The 16,928-nt window shown below is 68.9% G+C and carries 12 protein-coding genes; 7 read left to right on the forward strand and 5 right to left on the reverse strand.

Annotated features, from left to right (window positions below):
* The first annotated feature begins 53 nt into the window (after positions 1-53).
* The 5 genes from OG972_RS32485 to OG972_RS32505 all read left to right on the forward strand — a co-directional run bounded on the left by OG972_RS32485 (position 54) and on the right by OG972_RS32505 (position 5,993).
* Positions 54-1,397 (forward strand): L-fuconate dehydratase, encoded by a 1,344-nt coding sequence (locus tag OG972_RS32485; protein WP_266987592.1) that lies wholly within the window; start codon positions 54-56, stop codon positions 1,395-1,397.
* Complete coding sequence (locus tag OG972_RS32490; protein ID WP_266987594.1) at positions 1,397-2,176, forward strand: SDR family NAD(P)-dependent oxidoreductase; 780 nt, start codon at positions 1,397-1,399, stop codon at positions 2,174-2,176. The genes OG972_RS32485 and OG972_RS32490 overlap by 1 nt, the downstream gene beginning before the upstream one ends.
* Before the next feature lie 73 nt (positions 2,177-2,249).
* Positions 2,250-3,290, forward strand: coding sequence for a sugar ABC transporter substrate-binding protein (locus OG972_RS32495; protein WP_266987596.1), 1,041 nt, complete (start codon positions 2,250-2,252; stop codon positions 3,288-3,290).
* A gap of 133 nt (positions 3,291-3,423) precedes the next feature.
* Positions 3,424-4,944: a sugar ABC transporter ATP-binding protein gene (locus OG972_RS32500; RefSeq protein ID WP_266987598.1), complete on the forward strand. Its 1,521-nt coding sequence runs from the start codon at positions 3,424-3,426 to the stop codon at positions 4,942-4,944.
* Entirely contained in the window at positions 4,941-5,993 is a 1,053-nt protein-coding gene (locus OG972_RS32505; protein WP_266987600.1) for an ABC transporter permease, read from the forward strand. Before OG972_RS32500 ends, OG972_RS32505 begins: the two co-directional genes overlap by 4 nt.
* A gap of 57 nt (positions 5,994-6,050) precedes the next feature.
* Here OG972_RS32505 and OG972_RS32510 read toward each other — a convergent pair whose 3' ends face one another.
* The 5 genes from OG972_RS32510 to OG972_RS32530 all read right to left on the reverse strand — a co-directional run bounded on the left by OG972_RS32510 (position 6,051) and on the right by OG972_RS32530 (position 12,016).
* Positions 6,051-6,722 (reverse strand): FadR/GntR family transcriptional regulator, encoded by a 672-nt coding sequence (locus OG972_RS32510; RefSeq protein WP_037700470.1) that lies wholly within the window; start codon positions 6,720-6,722, stop codon positions 6,051-6,053.
* A gap of 308 nt (positions 6,723-7,030) precedes the next feature.
* Entirely contained in the window at positions 7,031-8,641 is a 1,611-nt protein-coding gene (locus OG972_RS32515) for a glycerol-3-phosphate dehydrogenase/oxidase (protein WP_266987602.1), read from the reverse strand.
* A 5-nt stretch (positions 8,642-8,646) separates the two neighbouring features.
* Positions 8,647-10,173, reverse strand: a complete 1,527-nt coding sequence (glpK, locus tag OG972_RS32520) for a glycerol kinase GlpK (RefSeq protein ID WP_266987604.1) — start codon at positions 10,171-10,173, stop codon at positions 8,647-8,649.
* A gap of 55 nt (positions 10,174-10,228) precedes the next feature.
* The gene (locus OG972_RS32525; protein ID WP_266987606.1) at positions 10,229-11,020 is read right to left on the reverse strand and encodes an MIP/aquaporin family protein; all 792 of its coding nucleotides are present in this window, start codon (positions 11,018-11,020) and stop codon (positions 10,229-10,231) included.
* A gap of 231 nt (positions 11,021-11,251) precedes the next feature.
* Positions 11,252-12,016, reverse strand: a complete 765-nt coding sequence (locus OG972_RS32530) for an IclR family transcriptional regulator (protein ID WP_266987608.1) — start codon at positions 12,014-12,016, stop codon at positions 11,252-11,254.
* A 238-nt stretch (positions 12,017-12,254) separates the two neighbouring features.
* On the opposite strand from OG972_RS32530, the gene metH reads away from it, so the two are divergent.
* Both metH and OG972_RS32540 read left to right on the forward strand, forming a co-directional pair.
* Complete coding sequence (gene metH, locus OG972_RS32535; protein ID WP_266987610.1) at positions 12,255-15,767, forward strand: methionine synthase; 3,513 nt, start codon at positions 12,255-12,257, stop codon at positions 15,765-15,767.
* A 119-nt stretch (positions 15,768-15,886) separates the two neighbouring features.
* A complete protein-coding gene (locus tag OG972_RS32540; RefSeq protein ID WP_266987612.1) occupies positions 15,887-16,588 on the forward strand; it encodes an HAD family phosphatase in 702 nt (233 codons plus the stop codon).
* Positions 16,589-16,928: the final 340 nt, after the last annotated feature.

Raw genomic sequence — 16,928 nt, forward strand, 5'->3', positions numbered from 1 at the left:
TATACATCGGATGACCAGAACAGAGGTCCGATGTTATTCCCCTGGGGGCGCACATGAGTCAGACCGTCACGGACTTCGAGGTCCACGACATCCGTTTTCCGACCTCGGAGCAACTGGACGGCTCGGACGCCATGAACCCCGATCCCGATTACTCCGCCGCCTATGTCGTACTGCGTACAGATGCCCCGGACGGCTCGGACGACGACGGAGCCGGTATCGAGGGTCATGGCTTCTGCTTCACCATCGGGCGCGGCAACGAGGTGATGGCGGCTGCCATCGACGCGCTGCGCCCGTACGTGGTCGGCCGCCCGGCGCCTCGTACCGCGGCCGATCTCGGTGCGCTGTACCGCGAGCTCACCCATGACTCGCAACTGCGCTGGCTCGGCCCGGAAAAGGGTGTGATGCACATGGCGGCGGGCGCGGTCGTCAACGCCGCATGGGACCTGGCCGCGAAGCACGCGGGCAGACCCGTCTGGCAGTTCCTCGCGGAAATGACTCCGGAGGAGCTCGTCTCCCTCGTCGATTTCCGCTATATCACCGATGTCCTCACCCCGGACGAGGCCCTCGAGATCCTCCGGACGGCCGAACCGGGACGCGCCGAGCGAGCCGAACGGCTGCGTGCCGAGGGCTACCCCGCGTACACCACGTCGCCCGGCTGGCTCGGCTACGCCGACGACAAACTGGTCCGACTGGCGAAGGAGGCCGTCGCGGACGGCTTCACCCAGATCAAGCTGAAGGTCGGTGGAGACCTCGGCGACGACGTCCGCAGGCTCTCCCTGGCCCGCGAGGCCGTCGGACCGGACATCAGGATCGCCGTCGACGCCAACCAGCGGTGGGACGTCGCCGACGCGGTGGAGTGGCTGACCGTGCTCGCGCCGTTCGACCCGCACTGGATCGAGGAGCCGACCAGCCCCGACGACATCCTCGGACACGCCGCCGTCCGGGCCGGGCAGCCGGTCAAGGTCGCCACCGGTGAACACGTCGCCAACCGCGTCGTGTTCAAGCAGCTGCTCCAGGCCGGCGCCGTCGACTTCGTCCAGATCGACGCGGCGCGCGTCGCGGGCGTCAACGAGAACCTGGCGATCCTGCTGCTCGCCGCCAAGTTCGGCGTGCCGGTCTGCCCGCACGCGGGCGGCGTCGGACTGTGCGAGCTGGTGCAGCACCTGTCGATGTTCGACTACGTGGCGGTCTCCGGCAGCTGGGAGAACCGCGTGATCGAGTACGTCGACCACCTCCACGAACACTTCGCCGACCCCACCGTGATCGAAGGGGGCCGCTACGTCGCCCCGAGCTCCCCGGGCTTCTCCGCCCGGATGCTCCCCGACTCGATCGCCGCACACCGTTATCCGGAGGGCCCCGTATGGCAGGCCCGCCGCACGCCCGAGGAGGCCAACTGATGACCGGCACAAGCGACTTCGAGGGGATGTCCGCCCTGGTGACGGGTGGTGCCTCCGGTATCGGGGCCGCAGTCGCGACGCTGCTGCTGGAACGCGGCGCGCGCGTGGCCGTGCTCGACCGGGAGACCGCGGGCGCCCCCGAGGGCACCCTCGCCGTCAAGGCGGACGTCACCGACGACGACGCCGTGCGCGAGGCGGTGGACCGGGCAGCCGCCGAACTGGGCTCGCTGCACACCGTCGTGTCGAACGCGGGCATCGGCTCGATCGGCACCGTCGAGGACAACGCCGACGAGGAGTGGACCCGGGTCCTGGACATCAATGTCCTCGGCATGGTCCGCACCGCCAGGCACGCCCTGCCCCATCTGCGGCGTGCGGCGGCCGACCGGCCCGGCGCCGTCTCGATCACCCACACCTGTTCCATCGCGGCGACCGCCGGACTGCCGCAGCGCGCCCTGTACAGCGCCAGCAAGGGCGCGGTGCTCTCGCTGACCCTCGCCATGGCCGCCGATCACGTCCGCGAAGGTGTCCGCGTCAACTGCGTCAACCCCGGCACCGCGGACACCCCGTGGATCGGCCGGCTCCTCGGCCAGGCCGACGACCCGGCCGCCGAACGCGCCGCACTCAATGCCCGCCAGCCGCTGGGACGACTCGTGTCGGCCGACGAGGTCGCCGCGGCGATCGTCTACCTCGCCAGCCCCGCCGCCGCCTCCGTCACGGGCACGGCACTCGCGGTCGACGGCGGAATGCAGGGCCTGCGCCTGCGGCCCGCCGGCAACTGATCCATCCCACTGAACCCGAGCCGCACCATCCGACCGAGCACCGAGCCAGTACTCCACGAAGGACGGGACACCAATGAGAGTGCGTACGACGAGTGCGGCAGCCTGCGCCGTGCTGTTGGCCGTCACTGCCCTCGCGGGCTGCAACCGCGAGTCCACCGATGACGGCGCGGGCGCCGGGAAGGTCGGTATCGACCTGCCGCGCAGCGACAGCGACTTCTGGAACTCGTACCAGAACTACATCGAGAAGGGCGTCAAGGCGGGTGAGGTCAAGGCACTGCCGCTGACCAACTCGCAGAACGACATCGGCAAGCTCGTCGCCAATGTCCAGACGTTCACCGACCAGGGCGCCAAGGCCGTCGTGATGGCCCCGCAGGACACCGGGGCCATCGCCGAGTCGCTGAACGCGCTGAACGACAAGAAGATCCCGGTCATCAGCGTCGACACCCGCCCCGACAAGGGCAACGTCTACATGGTCGTCCGCGCCGACAACAAGGCGTACGGAACCAACGCCTGCAAGTACCTCGGCGAGCAGCTGAAGGGCAAGGGCAAGGTCGTCGAGTTCCAGGGCGACCTGTCCTCGATCAACGGCCGCGACCGGTCCGAGGCGTTCAAGGCCTGCATGGACAAGGACTACCCGGGCATCAAGGTCTTCGAGCTGGCCACCGACTGGAAGGGCGACGTCGCGTCCGCCAAGCTCCAGTCCACGCTCGCCGCGAACCCCGACATCAACGGTATCTACATGCAGGCCGGCGGTGTCTTCCTGCAGCCGACCCTCGCGCTGCTGGAGCAGAAGAAGCTGCTGAAGCCGACCGGTACGGCGGGCCACATCACGATCATCTCCAACGACGGCATCCCGGAGGAGTTCGACGCCATCAGGGCGGGCAAGATCGACGCGACGATCTCGCAGCCCGCAGACCTGTACGCGAAGTACGCGCTGTACTACGCCAAGGCGGCCCTGGACGGTAAGACCTTCAAGGAGGGCCCGACCGACCACGACTCGAACATCATCAAGATTCCCAATGGTTTCGAGGACCAGCTTCCCGCGCCCCTGGTGACCAAGGACAACGTGGACGACCCGAAACTGTGGGCCAATCAGCTAGAGAAGAAGAGCTAGCCGTGACTCCTCCCTCTCGTTGCCGAGAGGGCTTCCCTCTCGGCAACGAAGAGCCGAGACGCGGCCAAGCCCTGACCGCCGCCCGAGGGCAGGGCACCGACATCACTACAGCGCTTCGCTGAGAAGGGGTCTGATGGAAAAGGCACCACCTGCCGTAGAGGCGGAAGGCGTCGTCAAACGCTTCGGGCCCACCGTGGCGCTCGACGGTGTGCAGCTCACCGTGCAGCCCGGGGAGTCCCATGCCCTCGTCGGCCGTAACGGCGCGGGCAAGTCCACGCTGGTCAGCGTCCTGACGGGACTGCACAAGGCGGACGCGGGCACGGTCCGCTTCGGCGGGGAGCCCGCGCCCGCCTTCGGGGACACCACGGCCTGGCAGTCGAAGGTCGCCTGCGTCTACCAGAAGTCCATGGTCGTCCCCGATCTGACCGTCGCCGAGAACCTCTTCCTCGGCCGGCTGGACGACGAGTCGCGGTGGATCAGCTGGGGAAGGCTCCGCAGGCGTGCGGAGCAGCTCCTCGCCGAGTACGGCGTCCAGGTCGACCCCAACACCCGGGCCAGGGATCTGGCCGTGGAGCAGCGGCAGTTCGTCGAGATCGCGCGGGCGCTGTCCTTCGGCGCCCGGCTGATCATCCTGGACGAACCGACCGCCCAGCTCGACGCCCGCGGCATCGGGCGGCTCTTCGACAAGCTCAGGGAACTGCAGAGCCAGGGAGTGGCGTTCCTGTTCATCTCCCACCATCTGCAGGAGGTGTACGACCTGTGCACCGCCGTCACCGTCTACCGAGACGCACGCCACGTCCTGACCGCTCCGGTTGCCGACCTCACCAAGACCGAACTGGTCACGGCGATGACGGGCGAGAAGGGCAGCGGACCCGCCGCCTGGCACGCGGGCGGTGACCGGGCAGCGGTCCGGGACGCGTCGGTGGAGCCCGTCCTGCGCACCGAAGGGCTCTGCCTGGAGGGCCAGTTCGAGCCGCTGGACCTCCAGGTCCGCCCCGGCGAGGTGCTCGGCCTCGCCGGATCCGCGGCCAGCGGCAACACCGCACTCGGTGAGGCACTCGCCGGGATGCGGAAGGCCAGCGGCGGCACGGTCTCCGTACACGGGAGGACGGTGCCGTCCGGCAGCGTGCCGCACGCGCTGGACGCCGGAATCGGGTACATCCCCGAGGACCGGCACGACCAGGGCCTTGTCCTGGGACGCAGCGTCGCCGAGAACGCCACCCTCACGGTCACCGACCAGCTCGGTCCGTGGGGGACCGTACTGCCCTCCCGTACCAGGGAGTTCGCACGGTCGATGATCGAGTCGCTGGACATCAAGACACAGGGACCCGAACAGCCCGTCGCCGGGCTGTCGGGCGGCAACCAGCAGAAGGTGGTGGTCGCCCGCGCACTGGCCCGCAAGCCGAGCGTGCTGGTCGCGGTCCGGCCCACCGCGGGTGTGGACGTCAAGTCCAAGGACTCGCTGCTCGGCGTCGTCCGGCGGGTCGCCGACGAGGGCAATGCCGCAGTCGTCGTCTCGGACGAGCTGGACGATCTGCGGGTCTGTGACCGGGTGCTCGCCCTGTTCCACGGGCGCGTGGTCGGGGCGTTCGGAAGCGGGTGGACCGACGGGGAACTCGTCGCCGCCATGGAAGGTGTGGGGGAAAGGGAATGACCGGCACGATACGGCCGTCGACGGCCGACGACATCAACGGGGGACTGGGGGGCGGGCTCGGCGACGACAGCCCGCTGAGCCGGCTCAAGCTGATCCGGTGGAGCGACTTCTCCCTGGTGCCGGTGATCCTGGTGCTGATGGTGATCGGCTTCATCGTCTCGCCGGTCTTCCTCACCTCCGACAACCTGATCAGCGTCGTCCAGCAGTCCTCCGAACTCAGCCTGCTGGTCCTCGGCCAGGCCCTGATCCTCATCTGCGGACGGATGGACCTGTCCCTGGAGTCGACGATCGGCATCGCGCCCGTCGTCGCCATGTGGCTGGTGCTGCCCACCGAGGGCGGCCGGTTCGCCGGCCTCGGCCTGCTGCCCACCTGGTCGGCGATCCCGCTCTGCCTGCTGGTGGGGCTCGCGATCGGCGCGATCAACGGCTTCCTGATGCTGAAGCTCCGGGTCAACGGCTTCATCGCCACGCTCGGCATGCTCACCATGCTGCGCGGACTCCACATCGGCATCACCGAGGGCAAGTCCATCACCGACGTCCCGGAGTCGTTCCGCTACCTCGGCAAGAGCGAGTGGCTCGGCGCACCGGCCGCGGTCTGGATCTGTCTGGTGCTCTTCGCGATCGGCGGCGCGGCGCTGGCCTGGCTGCGCCACGGGCGTTCGCTGTACGCGATCGGGGGCAACCCGGAAGCGGCGCGGGCCGCGGGCATCCGGGTCGACCGGGTCACCTGGATCGTGCTTGCCATCGGCGGTCTGCTGGCGGCCTTCGCGGGCATCCTCTACACCGGCCACTACGGGGCGGTCGCCGCGACGCAGGGCAACGGCTGGATCTTCCAGGTGTTCGCCGCGGCGGTCATCGGCGGCATCAGCCTCAAGGGCGGTCGTGGCACGCTGTTCGGTGCGCTGACCGGAGTGCTGACGCTGCAGCTGGTGGTCAATGTGATGACCCTCGGCGGCGTCCCGGCACTGTGGAACCAGTTCCTCAACGGCGCGATCATCATTGTCGCCCTGGTCATCTCGCGCTTCGCGAGCGGCGAGAAGCAGGACTGAACCGGGGTCCGTACGGGCCGGTGCGCGGAGGGTTCCGCGCACCGGCCCGTACGCATGTCACAGCGTCGACCTCAACCACTGCTCCACGCTCGCCACATGCACCGTCGCCCAGGCTCGCGCAGCCTCCGCATCCCGGTCCCGCAGCGCCGACACGATCGCCCGGTGCTCGTGCAGCGTCCGGCTGACCGCGTCCTCCTGCGTCAGTCCGCGCCAGACACGGGCCCGCGTCGTCGGCCCGGAGAGACCGTCGAGCAGGGAGCAGAGCACCGAATTCCCGGACGACTGCACGATGCCGCGGTGGAACTCCAGGTCGCAGGCGACCAGCTCCTCCACCGACGGCTGTGCGCCCAGCGCGTCCAGCTGGGAGCTCAGCACGTCCAGCTGCGCCTCGCTGATCCGCGTCGCCGCCATCGCCGTCGCGGCGGGCTCCAGGATCCGGCGGACCGCCAGGAACTCCAGCACCGTGTCGTCGCGGTGGAAGTCCACGACGAAGCTCAGCGCCTCGAGCAGCAGCTGCGGGTCGAGGCTGGTGACGTACGTGCCGTCGCCCTGCCGGACGTCGAGGATGCGGATCAGCGAGAGGGCGCGGACGGCCTCCCGCAGCGAGTTGCGGGAGAGCCCGAGCTCCGCGGCCAGTTCGCTCTCCTTGGGCAGTCGGTCGCCTGGCCGCAGCGCACCCGAGACGATCATTCCCTTGATCTTCTCGATCGCCTCGTCGGTGACAGCCATGACGGTCCTCCTGGATTCGGACGGGATCAGACCCCGGCACAAGACATCCGATGTATCTCTTCATTATGGGGGTCGGATCAGGCGGAAGAACCCCGTCTGCCGCAGGAGGTGATCGATCGCTCAATTCCAGAGCGTCGATGGAGCCTCGCGCCGTACCACCGGAGCGATTTCCTCCGCGAAGCGCTGCAGTGTCTCGATCTGTTCGGGGTGGCTCACGTCCACCGGCCGCCCCAGGTCACAGCGGGTACGCGGGCGGGGGCGGCTCCCCCCGTGGAAACCGCCCCCGCCCGTGCACCTGCCGGTACCGGTCAGCCCTTGTCGGCCAGCATTCCCTCGACCCTCGTCCGGATCTCGTCCGTGGCCAGGCCCCGGATGGTCAGCGTCGTGCGGCGGCGCAGCACGTCGTCGGCCGTCTGCGCCCACTCGTGGTCACGCGCGTAGGCGACCTGTGCCCAGATCTCCGGCGCGTCCGGGTGGATGCGCTCGGCCAGCGCCGGGTTCTCGTTCGCCAGCCGCGCGATGTCGAAGGAGAGCGAGCCGTAGTGCGTGGCGAGGTGCCGGGCGGTGTCGGCGGACATCCGCGGGCCGGGCGTTCCACCGTCGATCAACAGCCGGTGCGCGACCGCGTTCGGGTTGGCGATACCGGGCAGCGGGAGCTTCTTCGGCAGATGCGCCATGGGCTCCATGTCCTCGGCCAGCGGGTGCCCGGGGAGCGCGGCCAGCTTGTTCATCACCGTACGGCCGATGTGGCGGAAGGTCGTCCACTTGCCGCCCGCGACCGAGAGCATCCCGCCGCGGCCCTCCGTCACGACCGTCTCTCGCTTGGCCTTGGAGGTGTCGCCGGGACCGCCCGGCAGCACCCGCAGACCCGCGAAGGAGTACGTGATCAGATCGCGGGACAACTGCTGGTCCTTGATCGAGAACGCCGCCTCGTCCAGGATCTGCGCGGTGTCCTTCTCGTTGACCGCGACGTCCGCCGGATCGCCCTCGTACTCCTCGTCCGTCGTGCCGAGCAGCAGCATGTCCTCCCACGGCAGGGCGAACGTGATGCGGTACTTGTCGATCGGGGTGGCGAGCGCGGCCTTCCAGGGGCGGGTGCGCTTCAGGACGAGGTGGGCGCCCTTGGACAGGCGTATCGAAGGCGCCGCGTTCGGGTCCTCCATCTTCCGCAGATGGTCGACCCACGGGCCGGTGGCGTTCAGCACCAGCCGGGCGGTGACGCCGAACTCCGTGCCGTCCGTACGGTCCTCCAGGTCGGCGCCCGTCACCCGGCCCTTGGTGAACCGCAGCCCGGTGACCGCGGCATGGTTGAGGACGACCGCACCGGCGTCGACGGCCGCACGGACCGTCATCAGCGCCATCCGGGCGTCGTTCATCTGGTCGTCGCCGTAGACCGCGACCGCCTTCAGATTGTCCGTGCGCAGCTCCGGCACATCGCGCTGCGCCTTCGCCGGGCTGATCACATGGCCGACGCCGTCACCGAACGCGGACAGCGCCGAGTACGCGAACACACCCGCGCCGAGCTTGGCCGCACCGTGCGGGCCGCCCTTGTAGACCGGCAGATAGAAGGTGAGCGGATTGGCCAGGTGCGGAGCCACCTGGCGGGACACCGCACGGCGCTCGAAGTGGTTCTCCGCGACCAGCTTCACCGCACCGGTCTGCAGGTAGCGCAGACCGCCGTGGAGCAGCTTGGAGGAGGCGGAGGAGGTGGCGCCGGCGAAGTCGCCGGCGTCCACCAGAGCCACCCGCAGCCCGGACTGCGCGGCGTGCCAGGCGGTGGAGATGCCCAGGATGCCGCCACCGATCACCAGGAGGTCGTACGTAGCCTTGGAGAGCTGCTCCCGAGTCTCGGCGCGGCTCGGAAGGGAGCCGGAGGCCGGGTGCGTCCCGAGGGCCGGGACGCTCTGCAGGGTGGTCATGTCGATTACTCCTCGTCTTCGATCCAGCCCATGGTCCGCTCCACGGCCTTGAGCCAGCTCTTGTACTCGCGGTCGCGGGTGTCCGCGTCCATGCGGGGGGTCCACTCGGCGGCCCGGCGCCAGTTGGCGCGCAGCGCGTCGGTGTCCGGCCAGAAGCCGACGGCGAGACCGGCGGCGTAGGCGGCGCCGAGGCAGGTGGTCTCGGCGACCATGGGCCGCACCACGGGTGCGTCCAGGAAGTCGGCGAGCGTCTGCATCAGCAGGTTGTTGGAGGTCATGCCGCCGTCGACCTTGAGGGCGGTCAGCTCGACGCCCGAGTCCTTGGTCATGGCGTCGGTGATCTCGCGGGTCTGCCAGGCGGTGGCCTCCAGTACGGCACGGGCGATGTGCGCCTTGGTGACGTACCTGGTGAGTCCGGCGATGACACCGCGGGCGTCGGAGCGCCAGTACGGGGCGAAGAGACCGGAGAAGGCGGGCACGAAGTACGCGCCGCCGTTGTCCTCGACCGACGAGGCCAGCGTCTCGATCTCGGCGGCGGACTTGATCAGACCCATCTGGTCGCGCATCCACTGCACGAGCGAACCGGTGACGGCGATGGAGCCTTCCAGGGCGTAGACCGGCTTCTGGTCGCCGATCCGGTAGCCGACGGTCGTCAGCAGTCCGTTGTAGGAGTTGACGGGCGTCTCGCCGGTGTTCATCAGCATGAAGGTGCCCGTGCCGTACGTGGACTTGGCCTCGCCCTCGGAGAAGCAGGTCTGGCCGAAGAGGGCCGCCTGCTGGTCGCCGAGCGCGGACGCGACCGGGACGCCGGCCAGGACGCCGTCCTTAGCGAGGCCGTACACCTCGGCGGAGGACCGGATCTCCGGCAGCACGGCGGCGGGGATCTCCATCGACTGGAGGATCCGCTGGTCCCACGTCATCTCGTGCAGGTTCATCAGCAGGGTGCGCGAGGCGTTGGTGACGTCGGTGACGTGCACGCCGCCGTCGGCGCCGCCGGTCAGGTTCCAGATGACCCAGGAGTCCATGGTGCCGAAGAGGATGTCGCCGCGCTCGGCGCGCTCGCGCAGTCCCTCGACGTTGTCGAGCAGCCAGCGGACCTTGGGACCGGAGAAGTACGAGGCGAGCGGCAGCCCGGTCTCGCGGCGGAACCGGTCCTGGCCGACATTGCGGCCGAGCTCCTTGCAGAGCGCGTCGGTGCGGGTGTCCTGCCAGACGATCGCGTTGTGGACGGGCTCACCGGTGTTCTTGTCCCAGAGCAGCGTGGTCTCGCGCTGGTTGGTGATGCCGATCGCCTTGACGTCGGCGGCCGTGATGCCCGCCTTGACGATGGCGCCGGCGACGACCTCCTGGACGTTCTCCCAGATCTCGGTCGCGTTGTGCTCGACCCAGCCGGGCTTCGGGAAGATCTGCTCGTGCTCCTTCTGGTCGACGGAGACGATCCGGCCGTCCTTGTCGAAGACGATGCATCGGCTGGAGGTGGTGCCCTGGTCGATGGCCGCGATGAACGGGCCGGTGGTGTGTGCGTCGGTCACGGTGTGCTCCTGGAGGTCTGTGAGATCTGAGGGTTACGGCTCCGAGCTCTACGGCTCACGCGAAGGCGACGTTGTAGAGCCCGCCCGCGATCGCACCGCCGATGAGGGGGCCGACGACCGGGATCCAGGCGTAGCCCCAGTCGGAACCGCCCTTGTTCGGCAGCGGCAGCAGCGCGTGCACGATACGCGGCCCGAGGTCGCGAACCGGGTTGATTGCGTAACCGGTCGGGCCGCCGAGCGAGAGACCGATGGCGACGACGACCAGGGCGGTGATCAGCGCGCCGAGCGTGCCGAGGCCGTCACCGTTGTTGTTCAGACCCTGCGTGAGGATCGCCAGGACCAGCACGACGGTGGCGATGACTTCGGTGATCACGTTCTGGACGGCGTTCCGGATCTCCGGGCCCGTCGAGAAGATGCCCAGCACCGGGCCGGCCTTCGGGGCGGCGGCCTGGTCGACCATGCCCTCTTCACTCGGCTGGCTGTACAGCGTCGCCGGGTCGGTCAGATGGGCCCGGAACTGCCCGTAGTACGTCAGCCAGACCAGCACCGCGCCGATCATCGCGCCGAGCAGCTGGGAGCCGAGGTACAGCGGTACGTCGCTCCACGGGGTGGCGCCCTTGATCGCAAGGCCGATGGTGACCGCGGGGTTGAGGTGTGCCCCCGACACCCCGCCGGCCAGATACGCGGCGGTCAGCACCGCGAAGCCCCATCCGAAGGTGATGGCGAGCCAGCCGGCGTTCTGTGCCTTGGAGTGCTTGAGAGTGACGGCGGCACAGACACCGCCGCCGAGCAGGATGAGCACGGCGGTACCGATGGTCTCGCCGATGAAGATGTCGGAGCTGGACACCCGCGACTCCTTTGTCCTTCGTCCAGGGAAGCCGAACCCCGGGTCCCTCCGGTGGTTCGTGCCCTCAGGTGAGGGCTTGACCGGCCCTTGGCACTGTCACACCCTAGCGTGTATTGCCGTTAGGCGTTCGACAATGTCGACCGGTGAACGGCAGTGTTTCCCCCTGGTGAATGAAGCGTCAAGAGTTCCTGGGCCTTTGACCCGATCGTTACCGATGATCCGCCAGTACGGTCAGAAGCGCCCGGCGCCGAGATCCCGGGAAACCGCCCGGGCGCAGTCCCGTACTGCCGCGACCAGCTCCGGACGGAGCTCGCCCCCGGAGCAGATGCGCTCCACCGCTCCGGTCACGGCAACCGCGCCGACCGGCATCCGGCGCCGGTCGTGGATCGGTGCGGCCACCGCGGCCACCCCCTCCCACGTCTCCTCCACGTCGTCCGCCCAACCGCGCGCCCGGGTCAGCGAGAGCACCGACTCGAACTCCTCCAGGTCGGTGACGGTGCGCGGGGTGAAAGGCTTCCGCTCGGCCTCGATGGCCTCGGTGTGCGCCACCGGGTCGTACGCCGCGAGCACCTTGCCCAGCGCGGTGGAGTGCAGCGGCTGCATGGCCCCGACCTCCAGGACCTGCCTGCTGTCGTCGGGGCGGAAGACGTGGTGCACGATCAGGACGCCCTGCTGGTGCAGGACCCCCAGGTGGGCGCTCTCGCCGCTGGAGCGGGCCAGGTCGTCCGTCCAGACCAGGGCGCGCGCCCGCAGCTCGTGGACGTCCAGATAGCTGTTGCCCAGGCGCAGCAGCTCGGCACCCAGCTGGTAGCGCCCCGAGGCCCCGTCCTGCTCCACGAAGCCCTCGTGCTGCAGCGTGCGCAGAATGCCGTGCGCGGTGCCCTTGGCCAGGCCCAGGGAGGAGGCGATGTCGGACAGCCCCAGACGCCGTTCGCCGCCTGCCAGCAGACGCAGCATCGCCGCCGCCCGTTCGAGCGACTGGATGTTCTTGGCCATGGCGCCGTACTCCTCCACTATGGTTCGACAATGCTGAACACTATCGGTCGATGCCGACCGATGCTCGATCCTGCGGCGAGCCTGCTGCGCCGCACGCCCCGGACATTCCCCCGCACAGCATGCCGTCCGTTCCGTGGGACACAGTGACGGTCGAAGGCGGCACCCGGCTACCCTGACGAGGTGCGGCCTCCACCGAAGCCGCAAAGCCGACAGCCGTCGCATCCCTGGGAGTACATCCATGGCCCCGTCGCCGACCCCTTCCGCCGACAGCCGGAACCGAGCCGAAGCCCTCCGCGAGGCACTCACCACCCGCGTGGTGGTGGCCGACGGTGCCATGGGCACCATGCTCCAGGCGCAGGACCCCACCCTTGAGGACTTCCAGAACCTCGAAGGCTGCAACGAGATCCTCAACGTCACCCGCCCGGACATCGTGCGCTCGGTGCACGAGGAGTACTTCGCGGTCGGGGTGGACTGCGTCGAGACGAACACCTTCGGTGCCAACGCCTCCGCCCTGGGCGAGTACGACATTCCCGGGCGCATCCATGAACTGTCCGAGTCCGGCGCGCGCATCGCCCGCGAGGTGGCCGACGAGTTCACTGCCTCCACCGGGCAGCAGCGCTGGGTGCTCGGCTCCATCGGCCCCGGCACCAAGCTGCCGACGCTGGGCCACGCGCCGTACACCGTGCTCCGCGACGGTTTCCAGCAGAACGCCGAAGGACTGATCGCCGGCGGCGCGGACGCGCTCATCATCGAGACGACGCAGGACCTCCTCCAGACCAAGGCCGCGGTACTGGGTGCGCGGCGGGCGCTGGAGGCGATGGGCAGCGACCTCCCGCTGCTGTGCTCGCTGGCGTTCGAGACGACCGGCACCATGCTGCTCGGCTCGGAGATCGGCGCCGCCCTGACCGCGCTCGAACCGCTCGGCGTCGACATGATCGGCCTGAACTGCTCGACCGGCCCGGCGGAGATGAGCGAGCACCTGCGCTACCTCACCCGCCACTCCCGCATCCCGTTGCTCTGCATGCCCAACGCCGGACTGCCGGTGCTCACCAGGGACGGCGCGCACTTCCCGCTCGGTCCCGAAGGGCTGGCCGACGCGCAGGAGACGTTCGTCCAGGAGTACGGCCTCTCGCTGGTCGGCGGCTGCTGCGGTACGACTCCGGAGCACCTGCGCCAGGTCGTCGAACGTGTCCGCGGCGCCGCCCTCACCCCCCGTGACCCACGACCCGAGCCCGGCGCCGCCTCGCTGTACCAGACGGTCCCGTTCCGCCAGGACACCTCGTACCTCGCCATCGGCGAGCGTACGAACGCCAACGGATCCAAGAAGTTCCGCGAGGCCATGCTGGAGGCCCGCTGGGACGACTGCGTGGAGATGGCGCGCGACCAGATCCGCGAGGGCGCGCACATGCTCGACCTCTGCGTCGACTACGTCGGCCGGGACGGTGTCGCGGACATGGAGGAGCTGGCCGGCCGCTTCGCCACCGCCTCCACGCTCCCGATCGTGCTCGACTCCACCGAGCTGCCGGTCCTGCGGGCAGGCCTGGAGAAGCTCGGCGGCCGGGCGGTCCTCAACTCCGTCAACTACGAGGACGGCGACGGACCCGAGTCGCGCTTCGCCAAGGTCACGCAACTGGCCGCCGAGCACGGCGCCGCGCTGATCGCTCTCACGATCGACGAGGAGGGCCAGGCCCGCACCGTCGAGCACAAGGTCGCCGTCGCCGAGCGGCTGATCGAGGACCTGACCGGCAACTGGGGCATCCATGAGTCGGACATCCTCATCGACGCGCTGACCTTCACCATCTGCACCGGTCAGGAGGAGTCCCGCAAGGACGGCGTCGCCACCATCGGCGCCATCCGCGAGCTGAAGCGGCGCCATCCCGACGTCCAGACCACGCTCGGCCTGTCGAACATCTCCTTCGGTCTCAACCCGGCCGCCCGGGTCGTCCTGAACTCCGTCTTCCTCGACGAGTGCGTCAAGGCCGGTCTCGACTCCGCCATCGTGCACGCCTCGAAGATCCTGCCGATCGCGCGCCTGGAGGAGGAGCAGGTCAAGGTCGCACTCGACCTCATCTACGACCGCCGCGCCGAAGGCTACGACCCGCTGCAGCGGCTCATGGAGCTGTTCGAGGGCGTCAACATGAAGTCGATGAAGGCAGGCAAGGCCGAGGAGCTCCTCGCACTGCCGCTCGACGAGCGCCTCCAGCGCCGCATCATCGACGGTGAGAAGAACGGCCTGGAGACCGACCTCGACGAGGCACTGCGGACCCGTCCGGCTCTCGACATCGTCAACGACACGCTGCTCGAAGGCATGAAGGTCGTCGGCGAGCTGTTCGGCTCCGGTCAGATGCAGCTGCCGTTCGTGCTCCAGTCCGCCGAGGTCATGAAGTCCGCCGTGGCCTACCTGGAACCGCACATGGAGAAGTCCGACGCGGAGGGCAAGGGCACGATCGTTCTGGCCACCGTCCGCGGCGACGTCCACGACATCGGCAAGAACCTCGTCGACATCATCCTGTCCAACAACGGCTTCAACGTGGTCAACATCGGCATCAAGCAGCCGGTCTCCGCGATCCTGGAAGCCGCGGAGGAGCACCGCGCCGATGTCATCGGCATGTCCGGTCTCCTGGTGAAGTCCACCGTGATCATGAAGGAGAACCTGGAGGAGCTGAACCAGCGCAAGCTGGCCGCCGAATATCCGGTGATCCTTGGCGGCGCGGCTCTCACCAGGGCCTATGTCGAGCAGGACCTCCACGAGATCTACGAGGGCGAGGTCCGCTACGCCCGCGACGCGTTCGAGGGCCTGCGCCTGATGGACGCCCTGATCGCGGTCAAGCGCGGCGTTCCCGGCGCCGCCCTCCCCGAGCTGAAGCAGCGCCGCGTCCCCAGGCGGGAGACCGCCGTACTGGAGGTCGACGAGCCCGAGGACGGCGTACGGTCCGATGTCGCCACCGACAACCCGGTCCCCGAACCGCCGTTCTGGGGCACCCGTGTCGTCAAGGGCATCCAGCTCAAGGAGTACGCCTCCTGGCTCGACGAGGGTGCGCTCTTCAAGGGTCAGTGGGGCCTCAAGCAGGCCCGCGCCGGTGACGGACCGACGTACGAGGAGCTCGTGGAGACCGAGGGCCGCCCGCACCTGCGCGGCTGGCTCGACAAGCTGCACACGGAGAACCTGCTGGAAGCCGCCGTGGTCTACGGCTACTTCCCGTGCGTCTCCAAGGGCGACGACCTGATCCTGCTGCACGAGGACGGTTCCGAGCGCACCCGCTTCACCTTCCCGCGCCAGCGCCGCGGCCGCCGCCTCTGCCTCGCGGACTTCTTCCGCCCGGAGGAGTCCGGTGAGACGGACGTGATCGGTCTCCAGGTCGTCACCGTCGGTTCGAAGATCGGCGGCGAGACCGCCAAGCTCTTCGAGGCCAATTCCTACCGCGACTACCTGGAGCTGCACGGCCTCTCCGTCCAGCTCGCCGAGGCCCTCGCCGAGTACTGGCACGCCCGGGTCCGTTCCGAGCTCGGCTTCGGCGGCGAGGACCCGGCCGCGGTCGAGGACATGTTCGCGCTGAAGTACCGCGGCGCACGCTTCTCCCTCGGCTACGGGGCCTGCCCCGACCTGGAGGACCGGGCGAAGATCGCCGACCTGCTGCAGCCCGAGCGGATCGGTGTCCACCTGTCCGAGGAGTTCCAGCTCCACCCGGAGCAGTCCACGGACGCGATCGTCATCCACCACCCGGAGGCGAAGTACTTCAACGCGCGGTAAGGAAATGTCCGACGCGCCGTAGCGGGACGAGTCGTACACTGGTCGGTCCAGTGCAGGCCGGCCGCCCTTTCCCTGGAAAAGGCGGCCGGCCTTCTCGTCCCTCATGGAAGGTGTGCCGCATGACCAGTACGGTCCCCGCGTCCTTGATCCGTACGGCTGAAGGCGCCGCCCTGCAGGCCGTCTTCCTCGACATGGACGGCACCCTGGTCGATACCGAGGGTTTCTGGTGGGAGGCCGAGGTGGCGGTCTTCGCCGACCTCGGGTACCGGCTGGACGAGGCGTGGAAGGACGTGGTCGTCGGCGGGCCGATGACCCGCAGCGCCGGGTATCTCATCGATGTCACCGGTGCGGACATCACCCTCCCGGAGCTCACCGTGCTGCTCAACGACCGCTTCGAGGAGCGCATCGACCGCGGTGTGCCGCTGATGCCGGGCGCCGCGCGGCTGCTCGCCGAACTGGTGGCGCACGAGGTCCCGACCGCCCTGGTCTCCGCCTCGCACCGGCGCATCATCGACCGGGTGCTGGACTCGGTCGGCCACCACCACTTCTCGCTCACCGTCGCAGGTGACGAGGTCTCCCGGACGAAGCCGCACCCGGAGCCCTACCTCACCGCCGCCTCCGGCTTCGGGGCGGCCCCCGAGCGCTGTGCGGTCATCGAGGACACCGCAACCGGTGTCGCCGCGGCAGAGGCCGCCGGCTGCTGGGTCGTCGCCGTACCGTCCGTCGCACCGATCGCGCCCGCATCGGGCCGGGTCGTGGTGGGCTCTCTCGAAGAAGTCGATCTCGCATTTCTCCGCGGCCTGGTCACGGGAATGCATTGATCCCCGTACCGAGAGTATTTCTGTGAATGAATAGAAAAGCTCTCGGCGCGGCCGTGTGCGCGTTTCGTCACGCATGCGTAGGGAAAAGTCGGGAGCATGCCAAGGCGGGGATTGACTCAGGGGTGAGCTTGGTCACCTCGAAGACTCACGATCTCCCTCGAGATTGCCCGGGATGCCTGTTTTGATCCGCCCAACTGTCCCGATTCGTGGAGTCCTGTACGGAACCTTCCCTGCCCGGGAAATCAGCGCGGCGACAATTCCCTTCACCATTCGATTACGCATGGAACGCCACCGGTCAGGGATTACCGGCGGCTCCCACTAATGTCGTTTTCTCAATGGT

It is taken from the genome of Streptomyces sp. NBC_01669 (assembly GCF_026339735.1).
GTDB lineage: Bacteria > Actinomycetota > Actinomycetes > Streptomycetales > Streptomycetaceae > Streptomyces > Streptomyces yanii.